Source organism: Vibrio sp. S11_S32 (genome assembly GCF_014694465.1).
Lineage (GTDB): Bacteria > Pseudomonadota > Gammaproteobacteria > Enterobacterales > Vibrionaceae > Vibrio > Vibrio algicola.
Genome location: NZ_JAAUWS010000011.1, coordinates 21,829 through 45,395 on the forward strand (window position 1 = coordinate 21,829; position 23,567 = coordinate 45,395).

Below are 23,567 nucleotides of genomic sequence, written 5' to 3' on the forward strand. Positions count from 1 at the left end.
ATTTCAATCAATTCGGTAAGTTTTAGGCATACCTAGCCCTGATACTTTTAAGATCTTTCGACGTGTTTGCTTTAGTAAATTAGGTAGAACGTCTCCGTCACTGACATTCGAGAAAGTGAGTTCTGCCGCAATAATTTCATGAATAACGACATCAACACCTATATGTAACTTACGCCAGATCCGGCGCTTCCCATCAGTTCCATGTTTCCTGACTTTCCATTCTTGGATAGCTTCTTCATCAATCCAGAAAGTCAGTGAACCACGTTTAATCAGTGATTGATTATATAACTTCCAGTTTTTGGTCTTATAACGAGGTTTTGGCATGAATATCGATGGTTTAGTGGGGAGTAAACGATCTGATCGTCAGTTTCACATTTAGTTCCATCGAATTACGCAACAAAGCCCTATAACATGGTTAATTTATTTCGCTTTTTGTGTTAAGTATTTTAACAACCTGTTCCATATCATCGAAACTGATAGTTAGCTTGCCCTTTCCTTTAGCGTTGCGGCTAATTTCAACTTTATGACCAAATTGCGCTGATAACTGTTCGGCAAATTGCTGAGCATAAAGATCATCACTTGGCGTTTTCGCTGTTTTTGGTTCCAAATGTTTTTTTACCAGAGCTTCAGTTTGTCGAACGGTTAATTTCTTGGCAACTACAATTTTTGCAACATTACTTTGATCACATAACTCTAGTGATAACAGGGCTCTAGCGTGTCCCATCTCTAGTTTTCTTGATACAACGCAATGTTTCACTTCGTCATCAAGCGTATTGAGACGAATTAAATTGGTGACCGCAGTACGCGATTTACCAATAACATCGGCCACTTGTTGATGGGTTAATTCAAACTCTTGTTGTAAACGCTCAAGTGCTTGTGCCTCTTCGATAACGTTTAAATTTTCACGTTGAATATTTTCAATCAATGCCATTGCAATAGCAGCACGGTCTTGAACATTCTTAATCACGCAAGGAACTTGAGTTAATCCGGCTAATTTTGCCGCGCGCCAACGACGTTCACCGGCAATAATTTCAAATTTTTCTTCTGAAATCTGACGAACCACAATGGGTTGAATAATACCTTGGGAACGAATCGAGCAAGAAAGCTCTTCTAATGCTTCAGGCTGAATATCTTTTCGAGGTTGATACTTACCAGAGGAGAGTTGTGAAATGGCGATTTTTGCTAGCTGACCTTCAGAGGATAAGGCTTGGCTATGGTCGACTTTTTGTTGTTTCTCACGCGCTAATGAACTGGTAGAAAGTAGTGCGTCTAGACCTTTACCTAACCCACGTTTAGACATCGGAATGGTTTCCCTATTAATGATTTATATTGATATTTATATCACCTATTTTTGATAATCAATAGGTCTAAATTAAGAGACAAGCTGTTCTTCTCGACGCAGCATTTCGCCCGCTAACGCTAAATAGGCTTTTGAGCCAGCAGAATACTTATCGTAATACATGGCGGGTTTTCCGTGACTTGGGGCTTCCGCTAAACGAACATTACGCGGAATAACCGTGCGGTACATTTTATCGCCAAAGTGTTTTTTAAGCTGATCTGACACATCGTTAGCTAAGCGATTTCTTGGATCAAACATGGTGCGTAGAATCCCTTCAATTTTAAGGTCATGATTCACTACCGCAGCCAATTTACTGATAGTGTCCATCAAGGCAGTTAATCCTTCTAAAGCAAAGTATTCACATTGCATCGGCACTAATACTGACTGTGAGGCAGCCATCGCATTGATCGTCAGTAGATTAAGAGAAGGAGGGCAATCAATGAAAATGTAATCGTAGTGATCTTTTACGTTGGTTAAAGTATTTTTTAAACGTAATTCGCGAGCAAACACTTCCATCAATTTAATTTCAGCTGCGGTAACATCACCGTTAGCGGCAATTAAATCATAACCAGCGGTGGTGTCTTTACATACCACCTCGTCAAAAGGCAGTTCATCAACTAATAAGTCGTAAGCGGTATAATCAAGATCATATTTATCAACGCCACTGGCCATAGTCGCATTGCCTTGTGGATCAAGATCAATCACCAGCACCTTTCTTTTGGTCGCTGCCATTGATGCTGCAAGGTTAACGCAAGTGGTGGTTTTACCCACGCCACCTTTTTGGTTTGCAATTGAAATGATTTTAGCCACGATTACCTCGTTATAATGCCCGTTTTTCCAACAAGACCAAGTGACGGTCACCCTCTAACTCTGGAACTTGCAGTACCTTAACTTCAATCACGGCAAACTGTGCGGGTAATTGATCGATTTCATCTTCAGGCAATTGACCTTTTAGCGCAAGGAAAATACCACTATCTTGCTTAGGTAAGTGATGACACCACTCAACCATATCAGTAATGGAAGCAAAAGCACGACTGATCACGCCATCAAAACCTTGCTCAGGATCGAATTCTTCTACACGGCTTTGCACCGGCGTCACATTGGTGATGGCAAGTTCATGCACAACTTGCTTAATAAAACGAATTCGCTTACCTAAACTATCGAGCAACGTAAAGTCACTTTCAGGGTTTAAAATAGCCAGTGGAATACCAGGTAAACCTGGGCCTGTACCCACATCAATGAAACGGGATCCAACCAAGTGAGGGCTAACCACGGCGCTATCTAGGATATGTTTGACTAACATATCCATAGGGTTACGCACCGATGTCAGGTTGTAGGCTTTATTCCATTTATCCAGCATCACGACATAACCAACCAATTGGTCACGCTGTAATTCACTGACCACTAAGTCGGTTTGAGACAATAATGAATCCAGCTTAATGCGTAAATTATTATTGATTAAATTGCGATTCATGCCGCATCACCTTTTTTTAACAGGCCTTGTTTCTTTAAATGCACCAACAAAATAGAAATCGCGGCTGGAGTAATACCTGAAATGCGCGATGCAATACCGATAGTTTCTGGTTTGGCATTGCTTAACTTCATCACCACTTCATTGGATAAACCTTTCACCACCGAATAATCTAAATCGAATGGCAGTTTGGTGTTTTCATGACGCAGTGATTTATCAATTTCGTCTTGTTGACGCTGAATATAGCCTTGATATTTCACTTGGATCTCAACTTGCTCAGTGGCTTGTTGATCATCGACTTGCGCCGCAAATACTTCTAAGCTGGTTAATTTATCGTAGGTCATTTCAGGACGACGTAAAAGATCTTCACCATTCGCTTCACGCGTGATCGGCGTTTTTAACAGTTGATTCAATTGTTCAATATTTTCAGATTTTGGATTAACCCAAATATCTTTGAGACGTTGACGTTCTTGTTCGATATTTTCAACTTTTTGATTGAAACGCGCCCAACGAGCATCATCGACCAAACCTAACTCACGACCTTGTTCGGTTAAACGTAAGTCAGCATTATCTTCGCGCAATAACAAACGATATTCGGCGCGAGAGGTAAACATACGGTACGGTTCTTTGGTGCCCATAGTGGATAAATCATCGATCAACACGCCCATGTAAGCTTGGTCACGACGTGGGCTCCAAGCCTCTTTGCCTTGGGTATACAAGGACGCATTCAGGCCGGCCATTAAGCCTTGCGCTGCCGCTTCTTCATAACCCGTGGTACCGTTAATTTGTCCCGCGAAGAACAAGCCATTAATAAACTTGGTTTCATAACTTTGTTTTAAATCACGCGGATCAAAGAAATCGTATTCAATCGCATAACCTGGACGCATGATCTGAGCATTCTCAAAACCATTCATGGATTGAACAATTTTCACTTGCACATCGAATGGCAAACTGGTCGAAATACCATTTGGGTATAATTCTGTGGTAGTCAGTCCTTCCGGCTCAATAAAGATCTGATGGCTGTTTTTATCAGCAAAGCGCATCACTTTATCTTCAATCGATGGGCAGTAGCGTGGACCAATGCCTTCGATAACCCCAGAATACATTGGGCTACGATCTAAGTTATTACGGATCACATCATGGGTTTTTTCATTGGTGTGAGTAATAAAACATGGAATTTGTTCAGGGTGATCCTGTTTACTTCCCATAAACGAAAAAACAGGGATCGGGGTATCACCATGTTGTTGCTCAAGGCGAGAAAGATCAACCGTACGCGCATCAATACGAGGTGGCGTACCGGTTTTAAGACGATCAACTCTAAATGGAAGATCTCGCAGTCGATTGGCCAAGGCGATCGAGGGTGGATCCCCAGCCCGACCACCAGAAAAGTTTTCTAAACCAATATGGATCTTACCACCAAGGAAAGTCCCTACGGTTAACACCACAGCTTGAGCTTTAAATTTAAGCCCCATTTGAGTTACAACCCCAACCACTTGCGATCCTTCCACGATCAAGTCATCAACCGCTTGTTGGAACAAGGTTAAATTCGGTTGATTTTCAAGTGTTTGACGTACTGCGGTTTTATATAATAATCGATCGGCTTGAGCTCGAGTTGCTCGTACTGCTGGACCTTTAGAGGCATTAAGCGTTCTAAATTGAATACCAGATTTATCAATAGCTTGAGCCATTAATCCACCCAAAGCATCCACTTCTTTGACTAGGTGTCCTTTGCCAATTCCGCCAATGGCAGGATTGCAAGACATTTGGCCTAAAGTGTCGATATTGTGAGTAAGCAGTAATGTTTTTTGACCGGTGCGTGCTGATGCCAACGCAGCTTCCGTTCCTGCATGACCACCACCGACGACTATGACGTCAAAGTTTTCGTGATAAAACATGATCAGACCTCGAGTTCAATTGATGATCATCCGTTTAATGATCGATAAATAAATGGAGCGCTATTCTACCTTTTTTCAAGGGAAGAAAGAATCTATTTATCTAATTAAATAAAGGGCTCAAAGGCTTTAATATATATAAGATCTTTATATAGATCTTTTATTAGATCTATTATTAAGCAAGCACGATCTTGGGGATAACCGAGAAATGATCTTAAAGATCATGGAGTTTAGAAGGATCCTTTCCTGTGATCTAGCTTGGATCTTTTTGGGTATTAGCTGGGATCAAAATAGCTACTTATCCACAGTGCGATCTTTTTTATAAGTTATTAAGTGGATAACAAGGTTAGAAACACAGGATAAAGACCCACTTATGCACACGCCGTTTGGATGTTTTTTGAGCAAACAGTTTACTAATGAACAACCTGAAAGTAAAAAATGACCAAGATGTGGTATCACAAACTTGGTCATAAACAGGAATCGTAGTAAAAAATAGCGGCCTTTTTAGCTATCAGTGAAGGCATTAAGGTGGTGATTGAGCCATTCTTCAGCCGGATCTTCAGCGACGGAAGTGGTTAATATGTCTATTTCTAACGCTGGACAAAGCTCTTTTCCACCAATATCTAATAGCGTTGCTCTGGCGTCTTTACCTGCGCCACAGAAGGTATCGTAGCTGGAATCACCAATTGCGATAACGGCAAAAGAAACCTCAGACATACGAGGCGGTGCTGTTTTCAAGCTATCGATAAATGGTTGAATATTATCAGGATAATCGCCAGCACCATGAGTTGAGGTTATCACCAACCAGATCCCTTTTGCTTCTATTTCAGACAGCTTTGGTTGGTTATGGATGGTAGTTTGTAGCCCTTGTGCGATCAGAATATCACTTAAATGATCGCCGACATATTCGGCACCACCGAGTGTGCTTCCGGTAATAATGTGGATCATAACGTTCCTTGGTATCACTTATAAATAAGCGGAAATAGTAGAATTTTGGCGAGGAAATTGCGAATTATTATTGTTAATTCGTGGACCAATAAGCAAAAAAATTCCGCGCTCAACCACTGTTGAACACGGGATATTAAAGGCTATTTTTCAGATAAATCTAGGGGCTGTTAGTCTTTATTTGGCTTATTTACCAATACAAAAAGACGAGAAAATACGGCCTAAAAGATCATCTGAACTAAACTCACCCGTAATCTCATTTAGGTACTGCTGAGTGATCCTAAGCTCTTCTGCCAAGATCTCTCCTGCCATATAACCTTCAAGTTGCTGCTGACCTATGTCTAGGTGCTGAGCGGCGTTATCCAGTGCTTCTAGGTGACGACGACGCGCCATAAAGCTGCCTTCATTACCACCAGCAAAGCCCATGCAAGATTTTAAATGCTCGCGCAAGGCATCGATACCTTGACCAGTTTTGGCTGATAGGCTGATCAAGGTCGGATTATTAACATGGCAAATCCCCAGTCCTTCATCCGTTTGATCGGCTTTATTGCGGATCACTGTCATGCCTATATTGTCGGGCAAGCGTTCGGCAAAATCAGGCCAAATTTCTTTAGGATCAGTGGCATCTGTGGTGGTGCCATCGACCATAAATAGCACTCGATCTGCTTGGGCTATTTCTTCCCATGCGCGTTCGATGCCAATTCTTTCCACTTCGTCGGAGGCTTCGCGTAACCCCGCAGTGTCAATAATATGCAATGGCATACCGTCGATGTGTATATGCTCGCGTAACACGTCACGGGTGGTACCTGCAATATCGGTCACAATAGCGGAGTCTTTGCCTGATAATGCGTTTAATAGGCTTGATTTACCGGCATTAGGACGACCAGCGATAACCACTTTCATACCTTCACGAATGATGGCACCTTGGTTGGCTTCTTTGCGCACTGCGGCGAGATTATCTATGATGGCTTGCAAATCGCTGCTGACTTTACCATCGGCTAAAAAGTCGATTTCTTCTTCTGGAAAATCAATCGCCGCTTCGACATAAATGCGCAAGTAGATCAATGAATCGACCAGTTTATTGATGCGGCCAGAAAACTCACCTTGCAGAGAATTAAGCGCAGATTTGGCCGCTTCTTCTGAACTGGCATCTATTAAATCCGCAATTGCTTCGGCTTGTGTTAAATCGATTTTATCGTTTAAGAATGCGCGTTCAGAGAATTCACCTGGGCGGGCAGCTCGGATACCTTCAATTTTTAAAATGCGTCGGATCAGCATATCCATGACCACAGGGCCGCCATGACCTTGTAGTTCTAATACATCTTCACCGGTAAAGGAATGTGGGTTAGGGAAGAATAGCGCGATGCCTTGGTCTAGCTGTTTACCATCTTCATCTTTAAACGGTAAGTATTCGGCATAACGTGGTTTCACCGCTCGCCCCAGTACTTCCTGAGCAACCTGTGTGGCTTTTGGTCCTGATACTCGGATGATACCGACACCACCTCGACCGAGGGCGGTGGCTTGAGCTACGATTGTCTCTGTTGTCATAATAAAACCAATGAAAGATGAAAATGAAATAATAATACCCAATACGGTTCTATCCATATTGTTGGTTAGATATTAACGATAATGGGCGTAATACCAATTTCATTTAATATTTGTTCAATTTGAATACGCCGAAAAGGCGCTGATCCATCCTTGGTCGCTTGAGAAAAGGCCATCCATGGCCTTTGACACTTTTCTCTGTACTCAATTTTGAACGATCATTAAATTTACGGAATTGGTATAAATAGATTATCGGTTAAATCTAGATAAAGCAAAAGGCGACCATAGAGGTCGCCTTCGTGTTATTGGTTACTCGCTCTAAGGATTACTTTTTGCTTTTCTTAGAGTGTAAGCCTTTTTTCTCTAGTGCTCGGTAGATCAACGTTTGTTGTACCAAGGTCACGATGTTCGACATTAGGTAGTAAAGAACCAAACCAGATGGGAACCATAAGAAGAAGAAGATGAAGATAAGTGGCATAAACATCATCATTTTCTGCTGCATTGGATCGGTAACGGTTGTTGGGCTCATCTTCTGGATGATCAACATTGAGATACCCATCAATACTGGCAAGATGTAGTACGGGTCTTGCGCAGATAAATCGTGGATCCAACCAAAGAATGGTGAGTGACGTAATTCAACCGATTCCATCAATGCCCAGTAAAGTGCAATGAAGATAGGCATTTGAAGAATAATAGGGAAACAACCACCAAGTGGGTTTACCTTCTCTTCTTTATACATCGCCATCATTTCTTGGCTAACACGTTGACGGTCATCACCACAACGTTCTTTCATAGCGGCAATTTTTGGTTGCAGCATACGCATTTTAGCCATTGAAGTGTACTGAGCTTTAGTCAGTGGGTACATTGCACCACGAACCATAAACGTCAGTAGGATAATCGCGATACCCCAGTTACCTACAAAGCTTTGAATAAATGAAAGCAATGAGTGAAGTGGTTTTGCGATAAACCATAACCAACCGTAATCCACTACCAAGTCAAGGTGAGGGGCTGTTGCCGCCATTTGATCTTGAAGTTTAGGACCAGCCCAAAGCGTCGCTTTAAGTTCCGATGTTTGGTTGTTTGGGATCACCTTGTTCGCAGTACGGAAACCGATATCAGCCACATCACCGCTTACGCGAGAGTAAAGCACTGAATTTTTCTGGTCACGTGGGATCCAAGCTGAAGTGAAATAGTGTTGCAACATCGCAACCCAACCTTGTCCGTCAGTAATTTTGACATCTAGGTTTTTGTCTTTCATTTCATCAAATTTGTATTTTTTGTATTTGGTATCAGAGGTTGAGAATGCACCACCAGTATAAACTGGCATGCCAACGTGACCACCGCCTTTAACCATAGTTTGACGTAAACGCGCATACATACCGACCGTCGCATCTTGGCCCGATTGGTTATTAATGCTGTAAACCACGTCAACCGCATAGCTGTTACGCTTAATGATAAAGGTTTTAGTGTATGCGATGCCATTAGCTGAATAGGTTAATGGAATGCGTAATTCTTTTTGGCCATCAGCTAAAGCAAAAGACTCGGCACTGGTTTGATAATGTGGGCGTTTGTTGCCGCTCATTTCAAAACCTTGTGGGCCAACTAGACCACTTTGAGCAATATACTCATGATCTGGTGTGTCTTTTAGTAAAACGAAAGAATCTTTCGTTTTTAGTTCAGCGGCGTATTGATTTAATTTCGCTGAAACAACGTCACCACCGACAGGGTTGATTTCAAGATCCAACACATCAGTGTGAACTTTAATCGTATTCGCGGCAGGAAGCGTTTTCGCATGCTGAGAAGATAATGGATCAGCCGCTACTTGGGCTGGGTCATTCGGCAAACTAGTATCAGTTTGAGCCTGATGTACCGGAGCAGGTACGGGCTGATTGTCTTTGTTGTTCCATTGTTGGAACAGCAAAAAACTGATTAAAGCAAAAGCGATTAACAGAATATTACGTTGAGAATCCATTGTTATTTTTCTCTGTCGTGTTTTTGATTTGGTGGGACAGGGTCATATCCCCCAGCATGTAAAGGATGGCATTTACATAAACGTTTGCCTGATAAACAACACCCTTTTACACAACCATGTTCCTTTATTGCTTCAATAGCATAAGTGGAACATGTTGGCGTAAATCGACATCGAGGGCCAATTAAAGGGCTGATCAATCCTTTATACAGATTGATTAAACCAATAGCTAACCACGATAAGGGCGAGACAGGCGATGCCATAACTTCTCAAATATTTTAAAAACTTCTTCGTTACTCAAATCTTGAGCACTCTTTTTTGCAATTACCACAAAATCTTTACCAGGTAGATTGTGTTGTTGTAAACGAAAACTTTCACGAGCGATACGTTTAAAACGGTTACGACCAACGGCGGTTTTGATTTGTTTTTTGGGAACGGCTAATCCAAGTCTTGGATGGGAGAGTGTATTATTGCGAGCGATAATAGTGAAATGAGGGGAGCCTGCTCGATGAGCTTGCTGAAAGACGTTTTGATAATGCTCGGGAGTTAACAAACGTAACTCCCGAGTAAAAGTAGACTTAGTCAAAATAATTCAAGAATTACTTTGAAAGGCGCTTACGGCCTTTTGCACGACGTGCATTAATTGTTTTACGACCGTTCTTAGTAGCCATACGAGCACGGAAGCCGTGAGTACGTTTACGTTTAAGAACAGTAGGTTGAAAAGTGCGTTTCATGGTAATTACCTTTACTGATCAGTAGTTTATAGGTTCTTGTTAAACCCGGTGTGAGATGTTTTATCCGACACCTCTCAACAAAGAGGCGGAATTGTAATCATTGACTCGCAAATAGTCAATGGTTACGAGGCTTATTAAACAGTATTTTTGTGCTGAATAAAAAAACCATTGGCCTAAAAATCTGTGTGCGGATTATACGGTTTCTATTAACAAGTGCAAGGATCATCCTAAGATCATTTTTTACTCACACCTTATATACAAAGCTATACAAGCCATTGGTGCTTAGTATAGCTTTGTTCTTCTCGCTTTCGCGTATTATTTAGCCTTGATCATTATAATTAAAGCTGTGGACTAAATTGCCACTGGATTTGCCCTTCAATCGACTCTGCATGCAAATGATATAGATGGTAATCCGCCACTTTCGCGCGATGAGCAATACTAACAAGAGTGGTATCTGGCAGTTGCAGCTTGAGCAATTGATACATCGCTGCTTCGGTTGTTTCATCCAAAGAAGAGGTCGCTTCATCTAGAAATAGCCAATCCGGTTGCTGAACCAAAGCGCGCACAATCGCAATACGTTGCTGCTCACCCGGCGACATAATATGTGCCCAGTGTTGGCTACAATCGAGATCATGACTAAATTGTTCTAAGTGACAGTCTTTTAATAACTGCTTTAAGCGTTGATCATCGGCTTTAAGCTCGACATTGGGGTAACACAACACCTCACGCAGCGAACCTATCGGTAAATACGGTTTTTGCGGCAAGAACAAGCAATGTTGCGGCGTGCTAACCTGACCAGATGAATAAGGCCAAATGCCAGCAATGATTTTGAGCAGGGTACTCTTACCAATGCCTGATTTACCGCTGATCAAGGTGTGTTGACCCGCAATTAAGCTGAGATCCTCTATCTGACTGATCACTTGGCCTGTCGGTAAGGTGATCTTGGTATTGTGCAGGGTTAATTTATTATCCTGATTGGCAGTAACGCTTAATTCACTTTGTTGAACTTGAGTCTTGGTTAAGTGCATATCGTCATTATAAGTTGTTAAACGATCGACACTGGCTTTCCAACTGGCGAGGTTGGCATAAGAATCGACAAACCAGCTGACCGCCCCCATCACTTGGCCAAAGGCGTTGTTAATTTGCATCAACCCGCCTAGTTTTATCACGCCAGAAAAGAAGCTTGGGGCGGCGATCATCAGCGGAAAAATAATCGCTATTTGGTTATAACCACTATTAAAACCCACCACCTGCTTTTGTTTACGCATGATCTGCCAAGTGTTCTTCCATACATGACTAAAGCGGGTTTCAAGTTGATCGCGTTCTTTCGCTTCGCCTTGATATAAAGCGATACCTTCCGAGTTTTCTCGTAAACGCACCATAGAATAACGAAAATCCGCTTCAAACTTTTGTTGCATAAAATTAAGATTAATTAATGGTTTACCTATTTTATGCATAATAAAACTGCCGACAACAGCATAAGCTAACGCCGCCCAAACCATAAAACCGGGAATGGTGATTGCATGGCCAGATAGATGGAAAGTAAGCGGAGAGGACAAGCCCCATAAAATGGTAATAAAAGAGGCGAGTGTGACCACCGAATTTAATAACCCTAATGAAAGGCTTAATGTGTCACTGGTAAACTGATCGATATCTTCCGCAATACGTTGATCGGGGTTATCGGAATCTGTTTGTCCCAGTTCTAATTGAAAAAACGATCGATCACTTAGCCAATCAGAAAAATAGGCATTAGTTAACCAGCGGCGCCAACGCAACTGCAACATCATATTGAGGTAAATTCGATACACCGCAATCGCAATAAAAATGGCGGCGATCAGCGAAAATTTAAGTATTAGATGGGTAAAAGCGTCTTTATCGAGTTGCTGTAGGGCATTATAAAAATCAGAATTCCATTTATTGAGAATAACGGACATATATACCATGCCAAGGTTTAAGCAAATAATGGCAATTAATAACGCCCATGCGATGCCTTTTTCTTCTGATTGCCAATAAGGTTTAGACAGCTGCCAAACCTTGCCAAGAAAATGCTTCGAGGTTAAACGAAAAGATGATCGGCTGATCATAATGCTTTATTCCTTTCTAAAGGTATCCTTAAATGAGGATGTTAATAATGAATGAATACAATCGAAGAGGGGATTGTAATCAGATAGTTATGCCAAATCTATGCTTAATAAAATGATAATTGACTATTAACAGACCAGAAAACCACAACTGAGTTCAACCGAAGAATGAATGACTGAGGATAATCATGGGATAAGGTGTGATCAGTAGTTTTAATTAGGCAATCAATGCTTGATAACGAAAAGATCCAGATTGGGGATAACTTTTATGTTATTAACAGTTATTAACTCATCAATTGACAATTGATCACTAATTTTGGGATAAAAAAAGCATTACTGCCCAAAAACTGTGAATAAGTTGAGATCTTATTCACTGATCTCAGGATCTATTACTGGTGATCTTGTGAGTTGGGATGTAGAATTACCTTCCTTTAAGATCATTTCATTTCGTGTGAGGTTTCCGTGTCGTCTTCGCTATGGTTGCAGTGCTTGCAACAACTTCAAGAAGAGCTTCCCGCCACTGAGTTCAGTATGTGGGTTCGTCCACTTCAAGCAGAACTTAATGACAATACACTCACTCTATTTGCACCGAACCGTTTTGTGCTCGACTGGGTTCGTGATAAATACCTCAATAGCATTAATCGTTTGCTAAAAGAATTCTGTGGCTCTGATACGCCTAACTTGCATTTTGAAGTGGGCAGTAAGCCGACTCATGCTCCAGTGGCGCGTCCAAAACGCACTGCCGCCGATGTGGCAGCTGAATCGTCAGGACCGGCACAAGTTCAGCAAAGCCGCCCATTAAATAAATCGTGGGATACCGGACAACGTGAAGTCGTGATAGATGTTAATCACAGATCAAACGTTAACCCTAAGCATAAGTTTCATAACTTTGTTGAGGGTAAATCAAACCAACTCGGTTTAGCGGCTGCCAAACAGGTATCGGATAATCCTGGCGTATCTTATAACCCACTCTTTTTATATGGCGGAACAGGTTTGGGTAAAACTCACCTGTTGCACGCGGTGGGAAATGCGATTGTAGAAAGCAAACCCGATGCGCGCGTGGTGTACATGCACTCTGAGCGTTTTGTGCAAGATATGGTAAAAGCGCTACAAAATAATGCCATCGAAGAATTTAAACGTTACTACCGTAGCCTTGATGCCTTATTGATCGATGATATTCAATTTTTCGCCAATAAAGAGCGCTCGCAAGAAGAATTCTTCCATACCTTCAACGCATTATTAGAAGGTAATCAACAGATCATCCTAACTTCCGATCGTTATCCAAAAGAGATCAACGGAGTAGAAGATCGCTTGAAATCTCGTTTTGGTTGGGGATTAACCGTTGCGATCGAACCGCCAGAGCTAGAAACTCGCGTGGCGATCTTAATGAAAAAAGCCGAAGATCATCAAATTACCTTAGCCGATGAAGTGGCATTCTTTATTGCCAAGCGTTTACGTTCGAATGTACGTGAATTGGAAGGCGCATTAAACCGCGTGATCGCCAATGCGAACTTTACCGGCCGTCCAATCACCATCGATTTTGTGCGTGAAGCATTGCGAGATTTATTGGCGTTGCAAGAAAAGTTAGTCACCATCGACAATATTCAAAAAACGGTGGCGGAATACTACAAAATTAAAATGGCTGACTTATTATCTAAGCGTCGTTCTCGTTCTGTCGCGCGTCCTCGTCAATTGGCGATGGCATTATCAAAAGAGTTAACCAACCACAGCTTGCCAGAAATTGGCGATGCCTTTGGTGGACGAGATCATACAACGGTATTGCATGCGTGCCGTAAAATTAAAGAACTGCGTGAAGAAAGCCATGATATAAAAGAAGATTACTCCAACTTAATCCGTACTTTATCGTCTTAATTTTTCACCATTGTTTATCACATTTGCGAGTTAGAATAGATCATGAAATTCACCATTGAACGTAGCCAACTGATAAAACCACTACAACAAGTCTCTGGCGCTTTAGGCGGCCGTTCGACTTTACCTATTCTTGGTAACTTGTTGATTAAAGTTGAAAATGGCGAATTATCGATTACCGCCACCGATCTGGAAGTAGAACTAGTTTGCCGCTTGGCGTTAAGCGATCATTTTGAACCGGGTAGCACCACCGTTCCTTCACGTAAGTTTTTAGATATTTGTCGCGGCTTGCCCGATGATGCTCGTATCGACATTACTTATGAAAACGATCGCTTATTGCTTAAATCGGGTCGCAGCCGCTTTACTTTAACCACGCTGCCTGCGACTGATTTCCCAAATATTGAAGATTGGCAAAGTGATGCGCAAGTAACGATTACTCAAAATGAATTACGTCGTTTAGTCGAAAAAACCCAATTCTCAATGGCCAACCAAGATGTACGTTATTACTTAAACGGCATGTTGTTTGAAATTGAAGGCACTACCTTACGTTCAATTGCCACCGATGGTCACCGTATGGCGGTATCTGAAACCGCTCTCGTTGGTGAGTTTAGCCAACAGCAAGTGATCGTGCCGCGTAAAGGGGTACTGGAATTAATTAAGTTACTTGATCGCCCAGATGAAAATGTCACGCTGCAAATTGGTAGCTCCAATATTCGCGCCAATGTAAATGAATTTACTTTTACTTCTAAGTTAGTCGATGGTCGCTTTCCTGATTATCGTCGCGTGATGCCGCAAACAACCACCAAAACCTTAGAAGCCGATTGTGATGTTTTGCGTCAGTCATTTTCACGTGCGGCTATTTTATCGAATGAAAAATTCCGTGGTGTGCGAGTCAATCTAGCCGGCGCTGAAATGCGCATTACTGCAAATAATCCAGAGCAAGAAGAAGCGGAAGAAAACCTCGATGTGAATTATCAAGGCGAACCGTTAGAGATTGGCTTTAACGTAAGCTATGTATTGGATATTTTAAACACGCTTAAATGCCAAACGGTACGTATGTCATTAAGTGATGCCAATGCCAGTGCTTTGATTGAAAACGTAGATGATACAACCGCTATGTACGTTGTGATGCCAATTCGACTTTAATGATGCGAATTTTTAGTAAAATCAGTGGTTAATCTATGCCTTTAGTGCGTTTAGCCATTCAACAGTTTCGCAATATTAAAGCCTGTGATCTCGAACTATCATCAGGCTTTAATTTTCTTATCGGCCCCAATGGTAGTGGTAAGACCAGCGTGCTTGAAGCCATTTACCTATTAGGTCATGGCCGTTCATTTCGCACCAATTTAACCGGTCGTGTGATCCAACATGAGAATAGTGAACTGTTTGTGCATGGTCGCTTTATCAATAACGATGACTATGAATTGCCAATTGGGATCAACAAACAGCGCGATGGCAGCAGCGAAGTCAAAATTGGCGGTCAAGGTGGACAAAAAATTGCCCAACTTGCTCAAACGCTACCGCTGCAGTTAATTCATACCGAAGGATTTGAACTGTTAACCGAAGGGCCTAAGTTTCGTCGTGCCTTTATAGATTGGGGTGTATTTCATACTCAACCTCATTTCTATCAAGCATGGGCTCGTTTCAAGCGTTTAATGAAGCAACGCAATGCTCTATTAAAGACTGCGCGCAGCTATCAAGAGCTCAGTTATTGGGATCAAGAGTTGGCACAGTTAGGCGAAACAATAAGTCAATGGCGCGCCGATTACATTGCACAGCTTAAGCCGATTGCCGAACAAATTTGCGCGGTATTTTTACCTGAATTTGAAGTGAAAATTCAGTACTATAGGGGATGGGATAAAGACACCCCATTCGCAGACAGTTTACAAACTAATTTTGAGCGTGATCAGCAGCTCGGTTACACCTTTAGTAGCCCCAATAAAGCTGATCTAAAACTAAAGATTGCCGCTACACCGGTAGAAGACATTTTGTCACGCGGACAGTTAAAATTAATGGTGTGTGCGCTGAGATTAGCGCAAGGCCAACATTTAAGCCAAGCGACCGACAAACAGTGTATTTATTTAATTGATGACTTTGCATCAGAACTAGATAGTCAACGTCGCACACGTCTGGCACAGTATTTAAAGCAGACGCAGGCACAGGTTTTTATAAGCTCTATTACTGCAAGTCACATTGTTGAAATGCAAAGTGAAAATAGCAGGATGTTTCATGTGGAACATGGCAAAATAGAGCAAGGATAATTAAGGCGAGAACAATACATGTCGAACACTTACGATTCATCGAGTATTAAAGTACTTAAAGGGCTAGATGCCGTACGTAAACGTCCAGGAATGTATATCGGTGATACCGATGACGGTACTGGTCTGCACCATATGGTTTTCGAGGTCGTCGATAACTCAATTGATGAAGCGTTAGCGGGTCATTGTTCCGATATCATTATCACCATTCACGAAGACAACTCAGTTTCTGTTAGTGATGATGGCCGTGGTATTCCAACCGAATTGCACGAAGAAGAAGGCGTTTCAGCCGCAGAAGTTATCATGACGGTACTTCACGCTGGTGGTAAATTCGATGATAACTCGTATAAAGTATCGGGTGGTTTGCACGGTGTTGGTGTTTCCGTTGTTAATGCCTTATCTGAAAAAGTCGAATTGACCATTAAGCGTCAAGGTGAGATTTTCCAGCAAACTTATAATCATGGTGTACCGGCTGCAACGCTTGCTGTGATTGGTAGCACAGAAGATTCAGGCACTCGTATTCGTTTCTGGCCAAGTGAAGAGACCTTTACTAACATCGAATTCCATTACGATATTTTAGCTAAGCGTTTACGTGAACTTTCATTCCTAAACTCAGGTGTATCGATTCGCTTAAATGATGAGCGTGAAATTGATAAATCGGATCACTTTATGTTTGAAGGCGGCATCCGTGCTTTCGTTGAGCATCTAAATCGCAATAAAACGGCGGTGCATCAAAAGATTTTCTATTTTGACCATGAACGTGAAGAAGACGGCATTACGGTTGAAGTTGCCATGCAATGGAACGATAGCTTCCAAGAAGGGGTGTACTGTTTCACCAATAACATTCCTCAACGCGATGGTGGTACTCACTTAGCTGGTTTCCGTGGGGCGTTAACCCGTACCCTGAACAACTTCATGGACAAAGAAGGCTACTCCAAGAAAGCTCAAGCGGCGACATCGGGTGATGATGCTCGTGAAGGTCTAACTGCCGTCGTTTCCGTGAAAGTGCCGGATCCAAAATTCTCAAGCCAAACCAAAGATAAGCTAGTTTCATCTGAAGTGAAATCAGCGGTTGAGTCGGCAATGAGTGAAAAGCTATCGGAATTCTTAATTGAAAACCCAAGCGAAGCCAAAATTGTATGTGGCAAAATTATTGATGCAGCGCGCGCGCGTGAAGCGGCTCGTAAAGCGCGTGATATGACACGTCGTAAAGGCGCATTAGATTTAGCCGGTTTGCCAGGTAAGCTAGCGGATTGCCAAGAAAAAGATCCTTCTCTTTCTGAACTCTACATTGTGGAAGGGGACTCTGCTGGCGGCTCAGCCAAGCAGGGGCGTAACCGTAAAAACCAAGCGATTTTGCCACTGAAAGGTAAAATCCTAAACGTTGAAAAAGCACGTTTTGATAAAATGCTGTCTTCACAAGAAGTGGCGACTCTTATCACTGCATTAGGTTGTGGTATTGGACGTGATGAATACAACCCAGATAAATTGCGTTACCACAACATCATCATCATGACCGATGCCGATGTCGATGGTTCTCACATTCGTACTTTGCTTTTGACTTTCTTCTACCGTCAAATGCCAGAGCTTATCGAGCGTGGCTACATCTACATTGCTCAACCGCCACTTTACAAAGTGAAGAAAGGCAAGCAAGAGCAATATATTAAAGATGAAGACGCAATGGAAATGTACCAAGCTGGCCTAGCACTTGATAACGCAGGTTTGTACGTTAATGCTGATGCTCCAGCGCTGGCGGGTGCGCCGCTTGAAGCTTTGGTTCTTCAATACAATGAAGGCATGAAGCTTATCAAACGTATGAGTCGTCGTTACCCACATGCGATGATCCAAGAGTTGATTTACACCCCACGTCTTACCGCCGAAATGAGTAAAGACTCGGCGCAAGTTCAAGCTTGGGGTCAAACTCTGGTTGAGCAACTTAATGCCAAAGAAGTAGGGGCAAGCCAATACACGCTTGAAGTTGAAAAGCACGAAGAGTTGGGCGTAAGCTTAGCGAAACTTGTGGTGCGTACTCACGGTGTGACCCATGAATATGTGGTTTCTCTAGATTTATTGAACTCGAAAGAATACAGCCGTTTAGCAGACCTTTCTGAAAGCTTAGAAGGCTTGATTGAAGAGGGTGCTTACGTTAAACGTGGCGAACGTACTCAAAGCGTATCGACTTTTGTGGAAGCGCTTAATTGGTTAATCAAAGAATCTCGTCGTGGTCTTTCACTACAGCGTTACAAAGGTCTAGGTGAAATGAACCCTGACCAGCTTTGGGAAACCACAATGGATCCTGAAACTCGCCGTATGATGCAAGTCACCATTGATGATGCAGTCGCATCGGATGAATTGTTTACCACCTTAATGGGTGATCAAGTTGAACCTCGTCGTAAGTTCATCGAAGACAACGCATTGAAAGTGGCTAACCTAGACGTATAGAAAATACCTTTAGTTAAATCAACACTCAAAACCCTCGCCAGTGATGTCGAGGGTTTTTTAATACTATGTGCTAATCTAATGGCGATAAAACTCGGCTCTAGCGGCATTGTTGATAGCCAAAAAAAGAGTAGAGATTGATATAAGGTCGAGGAGATAAGTCACAAAACAGCACTGAAATAAAAGAGAACTAAGGTTGCGAAAAAAAACGCCTAAAGAGTGTGTCACATCAAAAGTTTAATAAGGTTTTTTTTCTATTGTGGGTGCGGTGTTATTGACAGGTGTCATAACCGCTTTGATTGGATTTCAAAGCACAATATTTATGGATTCAAGGACGATATAGCCAAGGAAAAACAAGCTATATGTTATCTATTATAATTGCGTTAATTGTGACGGTTTGTGTCGCAACCTGTGTCCTTAAAGGATACAAAGCACAGGCGGTTCTTATTGCTGGTGGTATCGTGTTAATGATCGCTGCCATTTTAATTCACGGTACAGTACCACTTCCTGCCGAACAATCTACCGGTTCAGAATGGCTCGATATATTCCAATTTATTACTAATACTTTTTCTAGTCAAAGTGCCGGTTTGGGACTAAAAATCATGGCAATCGCAGGTTTTGCGATTTATATGCATGAAATTGGTGCTTCAGAATCTCTCGTTACTTTCTTAACTCGACCATTAGCCAAAATTAAACACATGCCGTATTTATTTATGGCGATGTGCTTCATTATCGGTGAGTTCCTATCTATCTTCATTACCAGTGCTTCAGGGCTTGGGGTATTGTTGATGGTGACGCTTTACCCATTAATGCGCAGTGTTGGTTTAAGCCGTTTATCCGCTTGTGCACCGATCGCAACTGCCGTGGCGGTTGAAATGGGTCCTGGTCAAGGTAACGTTAACTTTGCTGCCGACATTATTGGTATCAACGTGGTTGATTATGTGGTGCATTATCAGATCTTAGTCGCATTTGCTGCGCTAACCGTGATCGCTGTTTTACACATGGTTGTGCAAAAAACTATGGATGTAAGAGATGGTCATATTGCCAGTGAGCACATGCACCTTGCAGAAGCCGAAGCTGAAACGCTTAATCTTGAAGAAGATAAAAAACCAAAAGCGCCAGCCATCTACGCGATTCTTCCGGTGATCCCGCTAGTATTGATTTTCACTTTCAGTAAATTGGTGATCAGCTCTATTACTATGGATGTGACCACCGCGATGTTTGTGTCGCTCTTTATCACGCTGATTTTTGAATTTATCCGTCGTGGTAATGCCAAAGCGGTAGTGGAATCTATCCAATATTTCTTCGATGGTATGGGTCGTCAATTTGCTAATGTGGTGACCTTTATTGTGGCCGGTCAAACCTTTGCTGAAGGTCTAAAATCGATTGGTGCTATTAACACGATTGTTAATGCAGCAGAGCATGCCGGTTTTAGCCCCGTGTTAATGACGATTGTGATGGTATTAATCATTATGGTATCGGCTATTTTAATGGGGTCTGGCAACGCTGCTTTCTTCTCATTTGCTAACCTTGTACCTGAAATTGCAGGTAAAATGGGGATCGCACCAGTGATGATGCTTCTTCCTATGCAATTTGTTGCTGGCATGAGCCGTAACATTTCACCAATTGCGCCGAATATGGTGGCGATTGCCGGGGTGGCCGATGTCTCGCCGTTCGATTTAGCCAAGCGCACCGCCATCCCGATGTTGGGTGGTATTGTGATTTCTGTTTTAGTCAGCATATTAAGTTTTTAATTCTTTGCTGATGCTTTTCTTATACTTAAATTCTGAGGTTGTAGTAATAGGCTGCAACTTCAAATTCAATGATCATTACATTATTTAGATTTAGGAGTCATTATGGATATCATGCTATTTAGCAATGGTAAATTACCTGGTAATACTCAACTACTTGAGTTTGGTCTGGACTGGATTGAAGCTATGGTAAAACGCACAGGGGCAAAAAACTTTGTATTTATCCCTTACGCGATGATCCGTGGTGATTACCAAGAGCGCACCGAACAACTGCAAGCGGGTCTTGGTAAATTTGGCTGTAAAGTCACCAATATTGAAAGCGCCGATGATCAGGTCAAAGCTCTGCAAGAGGCCGATGGTATTTTGGTGAGCGGTGGCAACACTTGGGTATTAAATAAAATGCTGCATGATAAAGGTTTAGTGGGTCCACTTCGTCAAGCGGTACTACAACAAGATAAGCCTTACATTGGCTGGAGCGCTGGTACCAACATTGCCGCGCCAACCATGTGTACCACCAATGATATGCCAATCGTCAGCGCAGCGATTTTAACCTCATTAAACTTTGTACCATTCCAAATTAACCCGCACTACATTGAAGCAACAATGGAAGGGCACATGGGTGAAACTCGTGATGAGCGTATTGAAGAGTACTTATTAATGAACCCACATCAAGTGGTGGCGGGCATCCCTGAAGGGACGTTACTGCATATTCAAGATGGTAAGTTGTCTTACTCTGCGGCTAATGGTAAACCAATGAAGTTGTTTGCTAACAAGCAAGAGCCACAATATTTTGAAGCTGGATCTGATATTCAATTCTTAATGGAAAGAGGCTGCTAAACCCTCTATTACTCTAATCCTGAAAAGTACTTTCTATCTGAAAGTGCTTTTTTTTTGCTTTAAAGCTTGAAAGTGATCGTCCGTATCCTTATATATATTTATGAAGACGATGCCACTAGGGTCGTTTGAGATCGTTTATTGAGTTTCGCCGTTAGGGTTACCAATAAGCATTGTAAGTTAGAGAACACAGCAAGTTAAAAATAGCTGCTTTTTCATATTGAAATGCGAGCTACCACTATTGCTTAATATAAAAGGATAGTCTTATGCGTAATGTAGATTTTGCCCCCCTATACCGTAATGCCATTGGTTTTGATCGTTTATTTAACCTAATGGAATCGAACAACACCAAGAATAGCTCCGGCGGTTACCCTCCATATAATATCGAGCAAAAAGACGAACATCATTATCGTATTACGATGGCGGTAGCGGGTTTTGCTGATGAGCAGCTTGATATCACTCAGCAAGAAAATATGTTAATCGTGCGTGGTGAACGTCAAGCCGATGAAAATAAAAACTACGTTTATCAAGGTATTGCAGAGCGTGATTTTGAGCGTAAATTCCAATTAGCGGATTATGTTAAAGTGATTGGCGCCACCATGGAAAATGGTTTATTACATGTCGATCTCGAACGTGAAATCCCAGAAGCGATGCAGCCGCGTAAGATTGCGATAAATGGTCAAAAACTGATTGAAAGCTAATATTTATCCTATTTTAAGCGGGAATAAAGGGTGCGCAGATTGCACCCTTTTTTATGCTTGAAACAAAACTATTTAGCGGTGTTTTTTTTATAAATGATTGATATCACATGTTTTGTGACCAATTGTTAACAAGTGGTGTTTAGAATGTTGAGATTGATTTAGATTAATAAATATCAGCCAGTCTGGTCTAATCTGTAGATATCGAGTTAGGAATACTCATGATTAATTAGATCAGAAAAAAGGATGCATATATGTCTAAAAAATTAACCACTGCGGCTGGGTGTCCAGTGGCGCATAACCAAAATGTCCAGACTGCCGGAAAGCGCGGCCCTCAATTACTGCAAGATGTATGGTTTCTCGAAAAACTGGCCCATTTTGATCGCGAAGTGATCCCTGAGCGTCGTATGCACGCTAAAGGTTCTGGTGCTTACGGGACTTTCACCGTTACCCACGATATTAGCCAATATACCAAAGCCAAAATTTTCTCTGAGATTGGTAAAAAAACCGATCTGTTTGCTCGCTTTACTACCGTTGCTGGTGAGCGTGGCGCAGCCGATGCCGAGCGTGATATTCGTGGTTTTGCTTTAAAATTTTATACCGAAGAAGGTAACTGGGATTTAGTCGGCAACAATACGCCGGTTTTCTTCTTGCGTGATCCACTTAAATTCCCCGACTTAAACCACGCGGTAAAACGCGATCCGCGTACCAATCTACGTAGCGCCGATAATAACTGGGACTTCTGGACATCATTACCCGAAGCATTGCACCAAGTGACAATTGTGATGAGTGATCGTGGTATTCCTGCCACTTACCGTCACATGCATGGTTTTGGTAGCCATACCTTTAGTTTTATCAATGCTGACAATGAGCGTTTCTGGGTTAAATTCCACATGAAATCTCAACAAGGGATCAAAAACTTAAGCGAAGTAGAAGCGGCGAAACTGATCGGTGAAGACCGTGAAAGCCACCAGCGCGATTTGCTTGATAGCATTGATAATGGCGATTATCCAAAATGGAAATTCCAAGTTCAGATCATGCCAGAAGCTGATGCTGAAAAAGTGTCTTATCACCCGTTTGATTTAACCAAAATTTGGCCACATAAAGATTATCCATTGATCGATGTGGGGGAGTTTGAGCTTAACCGTAACCCTGAGAACTTCTTTGCTGAAGTCGAGCAATCTGCATTTAACCCCGCGAGTGTGGTTCCGGGGATCAGCTTCTCGCCCGATCGCATGCTGCAAGGGCGCTTGTTCTATTATGGCGATGCACAGCGTTACCGTTTGGGGGTGAATCATCATTCAATCCCAGTCAATGCACCACGTTGCCCAGTACACAGTTATCATCGTGATGGCGCAATGCGGGTCGATAACAACCATGGCGGCACTATTGGTTATGAACCAAACTCCCAAGGTGAGTGGGCAGAGCAACCCGATTTCTCCGAGCCGCCATTAAGACTCGATAGCGCCGTCGCTCATTGGGATTTCCGCGAAGATGATGATGATTACTACTCACAACCACGTGCATTATTCCAATTAATGACCTCAGAGAAGCAACAGATCTTGTTTGAAAACACCGCTGGTAATATTGGTGGTGCCGCCAAGCATATCCAACTACGTCATTTAAGCAATTGTTACAAAGCAGACCCTGCTTATGCGGCCGGTATTGCTAAGTTACTAGGCATTGAAGAGAGTGAATACGCGAGTTAATCGCAGATTTTTGTGGTAAATAAAATAATGCCG

At 42.2% G+C, this 23,567-nt stretch carries 19 protein-coding genes and 1 pseudogene; 8 read left to right on the plus strand and 12 right to left on the minus strand.

Features of this window, described 5'->3' with window-relative positions; translation table 11 throughout:
- Nucleotides 1-30: 30 nt before the first annotated feature.
- The 12 genes and pseudogenes from HC723_RS08110 to HC723_RS08165 all read right to left on the minus strand — a co-directional run.
- Nucleotides 31-324: pseudogene (locus tag HC723_RS08110) on the minus strand (transposase); the annotation flags it as partial.
- Nucleotides 325-415: 91 nt separating this feature from the next.
- A complete protein-coding gene (locus HC723_RS08115; RefSeq protein WP_190338722.1) occupies nt 416-1,300 on the minus strand; it encodes a ParB/RepB/Spo0J family partition protein in 885 nt (294 codons plus the stop codon).
- A 72-nt stretch (nt 1,301-1,372) separates the two neighbouring features.
- Nucleotides 1,373-2,149: an AAA family ATPase gene (locus HC723_RS08120; RefSeq protein WP_190338723.1), complete on the minus strand. Its 777-nt coding sequence runs from the start codon at nt 2,147-2,149 to the stop codon at nt 1,373-1,375.
- Between the two features lie 10 nt (nt 2,150-2,159).
- On the minus strand, nt 2,160-2,813 hold the full coding sequence (rsmG, locus tag HC723_RS08125; protein WP_153448080.1) for a 16S rRNA (guanine(527)-N(7))-methyltransferase RsmG: 654 nt from the start codon (nt 2,811-2,813) through the stop codon (nt 2,160-2,162).
- A complete protein-coding gene (gene mnmG / locus HC723_RS08130) occupies nt 2,810-4,705 on the minus strand; it encodes a tRNA uridine-5-carboxymethylaminomethyl(34) synthesis enzyme MnmG (RefSeq protein WP_153448081.1) in 1,896 nt (631 codons plus the stop codon). Before mnmG ends, rsmG begins: the two co-directional genes overlap by 4 nt.
- 501 nt (nt 4,706-5,206) lie before the next feature.
- Nucleotides 5,207-5,650: an FMN-binding protein MioC gene (gene mioC / locus HC723_RS08135; RefSeq protein ID WP_190338724.1), complete on the minus strand. Its 444-nt coding sequence runs from the start codon at nt 5,648-5,650 to the stop codon at nt 5,207-5,209.
- Nucleotides 5,651-5,833: 183 nt separating this feature from the next.
- Nucleotides 5,834-7,195: a tRNA uridine-5-carboxymethylaminomethyl(34) synthesis GTPase MnmE gene (gene mnmE / locus HC723_RS08140; RefSeq protein ID WP_190338725.1), complete on the minus strand. Its 1,362-nt coding sequence runs from the start codon at nt 7,193-7,195 to the stop codon at nt 5,834-5,836.
- A gap of 322 nt (nt 7,196-7,517) precedes the next feature.
- Complete coding sequence (gene yidC / locus HC723_RS08145; RefSeq protein ID WP_153448084.1) at nt 7,518-9,164, minus strand: membrane protein insertase YidC; 1,647 nt, start codon at nt 9,162-9,164, stop codon at nt 7,518-7,520.
- A 2-nt stretch (nt 9,165-9,166) separates the two neighbouring features.
- The gene (gene yidD / locus HC723_RS08150) at nt 9,167-9,424 is read right to left on the minus strand and encodes a membrane protein insertion efficiency factor YidD (protein WP_153448085.1); all 258 of its coding nucleotides are present in this window, start codon (nt 9,422-9,424) and stop codon (nt 9,167-9,169) included.
- On the minus strand, nt 9,391-9,714 hold the full coding sequence (rnpA, locus tag HC723_RS08155; protein WP_233282246.1) for a ribonuclease P protein component: 324 nt from the start codon (nt 9,712-9,714) through the stop codon (nt 9,391-9,393). Before rnpA ends, yidD begins: the two co-directional genes overlap by 34 nt.
- A gap of 46 nt (nt 9,715-9,760) precedes the next feature.
- Nucleotides 9,761-9,895, minus strand: coding sequence for a 50S ribosomal protein L34 (gene rpmH, locus HC723_RS08160; RefSeq protein WP_017024264.1), 135 nt, complete (start codon nt 9,893-9,895; stop codon nt 9,761-9,763).
- Nucleotides 9,896-10,233: 338 nt separating this feature from the next.
- Nucleotides 10,234-11,979 carry an ABC transporter ATP-binding protein/permease gene (locus HC723_RS08165; RefSeq protein WP_153448087.1) on the minus strand — a complete coding sequence of 582 codons (1,746 nt, stop codon included), beginning with the start codon at nt 11,977-11,979 and terminating at the stop codon, nt 10,234-10,236.
- 459 nt (nt 11,980-12,438) lie between these two features.
- Between HC723_RS08165 and dnaA the strand changes: the two genes are divergently transcribed.
- The 8 genes from dnaA (at nt 12,439) to HC723_RS08205 (ending at nt 23,534) form a co-directional block, all read left to right on the plus strand.
- Entirely contained in the window at nt 12,439-13,848 is a 1,410-nt protein-coding gene (dnaA, locus tag HC723_RS08170) for a chromosomal replication initiator protein DnaA (RefSeq protein ID WP_153445495.1), read from the plus strand.
- Nucleotides 13,849-13,890: 42 nt separating this feature from the next.
- On the plus strand, nt 13,891-14,991 hold the full coding sequence (gene dnaN / locus HC723_RS08175; protein WP_153445496.1) for a DNA polymerase III subunit beta: 1,101 nt from the start codon (nt 13,891-13,893) through the stop codon (nt 14,989-14,991).
- A gap of 35 nt (nt 14,992-15,026) precedes the next feature.
- The gene (gene recF, locus HC723_RS08180; protein ID WP_153445498.1) at nt 15,027-16,106 is read left to right on the plus strand and encodes a DNA replication/repair protein RecF; all 1,080 of its coding nucleotides are present in this window, start codon (nt 15,027-15,029) and stop codon (nt 16,104-16,106) included.
- 18 nt (nt 16,107-16,124) lie between these two features.
- On the plus strand, nt 16,125-18,545 hold the full coding sequence (gyrB, locus tag HC723_RS08185) for a DNA topoisomerase (ATP-hydrolyzing) subunit B (RefSeq protein WP_190338726.1): 2,421 nt from the start codon (nt 16,125-16,127) through the stop codon (nt 18,543-18,545).
- 359 nt (nt 18,546-18,904) lie between these two features.
- Nucleotides 18,905-20,296, plus strand: a complete 1,392-nt coding sequence (dcuC, locus tag HC723_RS08190; RefSeq protein ID WP_190338727.1) for a C4-dicarboxylate transporter DcuC — start codon at nt 18,905-18,907, stop codon at nt 20,294-20,296.
- 102 nt (nt 20,297-20,398) lie between these two features.
- Entirely contained in the window at nt 20,399-21,130 is a 732-nt protein-coding gene (gene pepE, locus HC723_RS08195) for a dipeptidase PepE (RefSeq protein ID WP_190338728.1), read from the plus strand.
- A 263-nt stretch (nt 21,131-21,393) separates the two neighbouring features.
- Nucleotides 21,394-21,828 (plus strand): Hsp20 family protein, encoded by a 435-nt coding sequence (locus tag HC723_RS08200; RefSeq protein WP_153445506.1) that lies wholly within the window; start codon nt 21,394-21,396, stop codon nt 21,826-21,828.
- A gap of 251 nt (nt 21,829-22,079) precedes the next feature.
- Nucleotides 22,080-23,534 carry a catalase gene (locus tag HC723_RS08205; protein WP_190338729.1) on the plus strand — a complete coding sequence of 485 codons (1,455 nt, stop codon included), beginning with the start codon at nt 22,080-22,082 and terminating at the stop codon, nt 23,532-23,534.
- The last annotated feature ends 33 nt before the right edge of the window (nt 23,535-23,567 follow it).

Bases quoted from the DNA above. Each gene is read 5' to 3' on its own strand.
- HC723_RS08115 (WP_190338722.1), bottom strand. From the start codon at position 1,300: ATGTCTAAACGTGGGTTAGGTAAAGGTCTAGACGCACTACTTTCTACC.
- rsmG (WP_153448080.1), bottom strand. From the start codon at position 2,813: ATGAATCGCAATTTAATCAATAATAATTTACGCATTAAGCTGGATTCA.
- mnmG (WP_153448081.1), bottom strand. From the start codon at position 4,705: ATGTTTTATCACGAAAACTTTGACGTCATAGTCGTCGGTGGTGGTCAT.
- mioC (WP_190338724.1), bottom strand. From the start codon at position 5,650: ATGATCCACATTATTACCGGAAGCACACTCGGTGGTGCCGAATATGTC.
- mnmE (WP_190338725.1), bottom strand. From the start codon at position 7,195: ATGACAACAGAGACAATCGTAGCTCAAGCCACCGCCCTCGGTCGAGGT.
- yidC (WP_153448084.1), bottom strand. From the start codon at position 9,164: ATGGATTCTCAACGTAATATTCTGTTAATCGCTTTTGCTTTAATCAGT.
- yidD (WP_153448085.1), bottom strand. From the start codon at position 9,424: ATGGCATCGCCTGTCTCGCCCTTATCGTGGTTAGCTATTGGTTTAATC.
- rpmH (WP_017024264.1), bottom strand. From the start codon at position 9,895: ATGAAACGCACTTTTCAACCTACTGTTCTTAAACGTAAACGTACTCAC.
- HC723_RS08165 (WP_153448087.1), bottom strand. From the start codon at position 11,979: ATGATCAGCCGATCATCTTTTCGTTTAACCTCGAAGCATTTTCTTGGC.
- dnaN (WP_153445496.1), top strand. From the start codon at position 13,891: ATGAAATTCACCATTGAACGTAGCCAACTGATAAAACCACTACAACAA.
- recF (WP_153445498.1), top strand. From the start codon at position 15,027: ATGCCTTTAGTGCGTTTAGCCATTCAACAGTTTCGCAATATTAAAGCC.
- gyrB (WP_190338726.1), top strand. From the start codon at position 16,125: ATGTCGAACACTTACGATTCATCGAGTATTAAAGTACTTAAAGGGCTA.
- dcuC (WP_190338727.1), top strand. From the start codon at position 18,905: ATGTTATCTATTATAATTGCGTTAATTGTGACGGTTTGTGTCGCAACC.
- pepE (WP_190338728.1), top strand. From the start codon at position 20,399: ATGGATATCATGCTATTTAGCAATGGTAAATTACCTGGTAATACTCAA.
- HC723_RS08200 (WP_153445506.1), top strand. From the start codon at position 21,394: ATGCGTAATGTAGATTTTGCCCCCCTATACCGTAATGCCATTGGTTTT.
- HC723_RS08205 (WP_190338729.1), top strand. From the start codon at position 22,080: ATGTCTAAAAAATTAACCACTGCGGCTGGGTGTCCAGTGGCGCATAAC.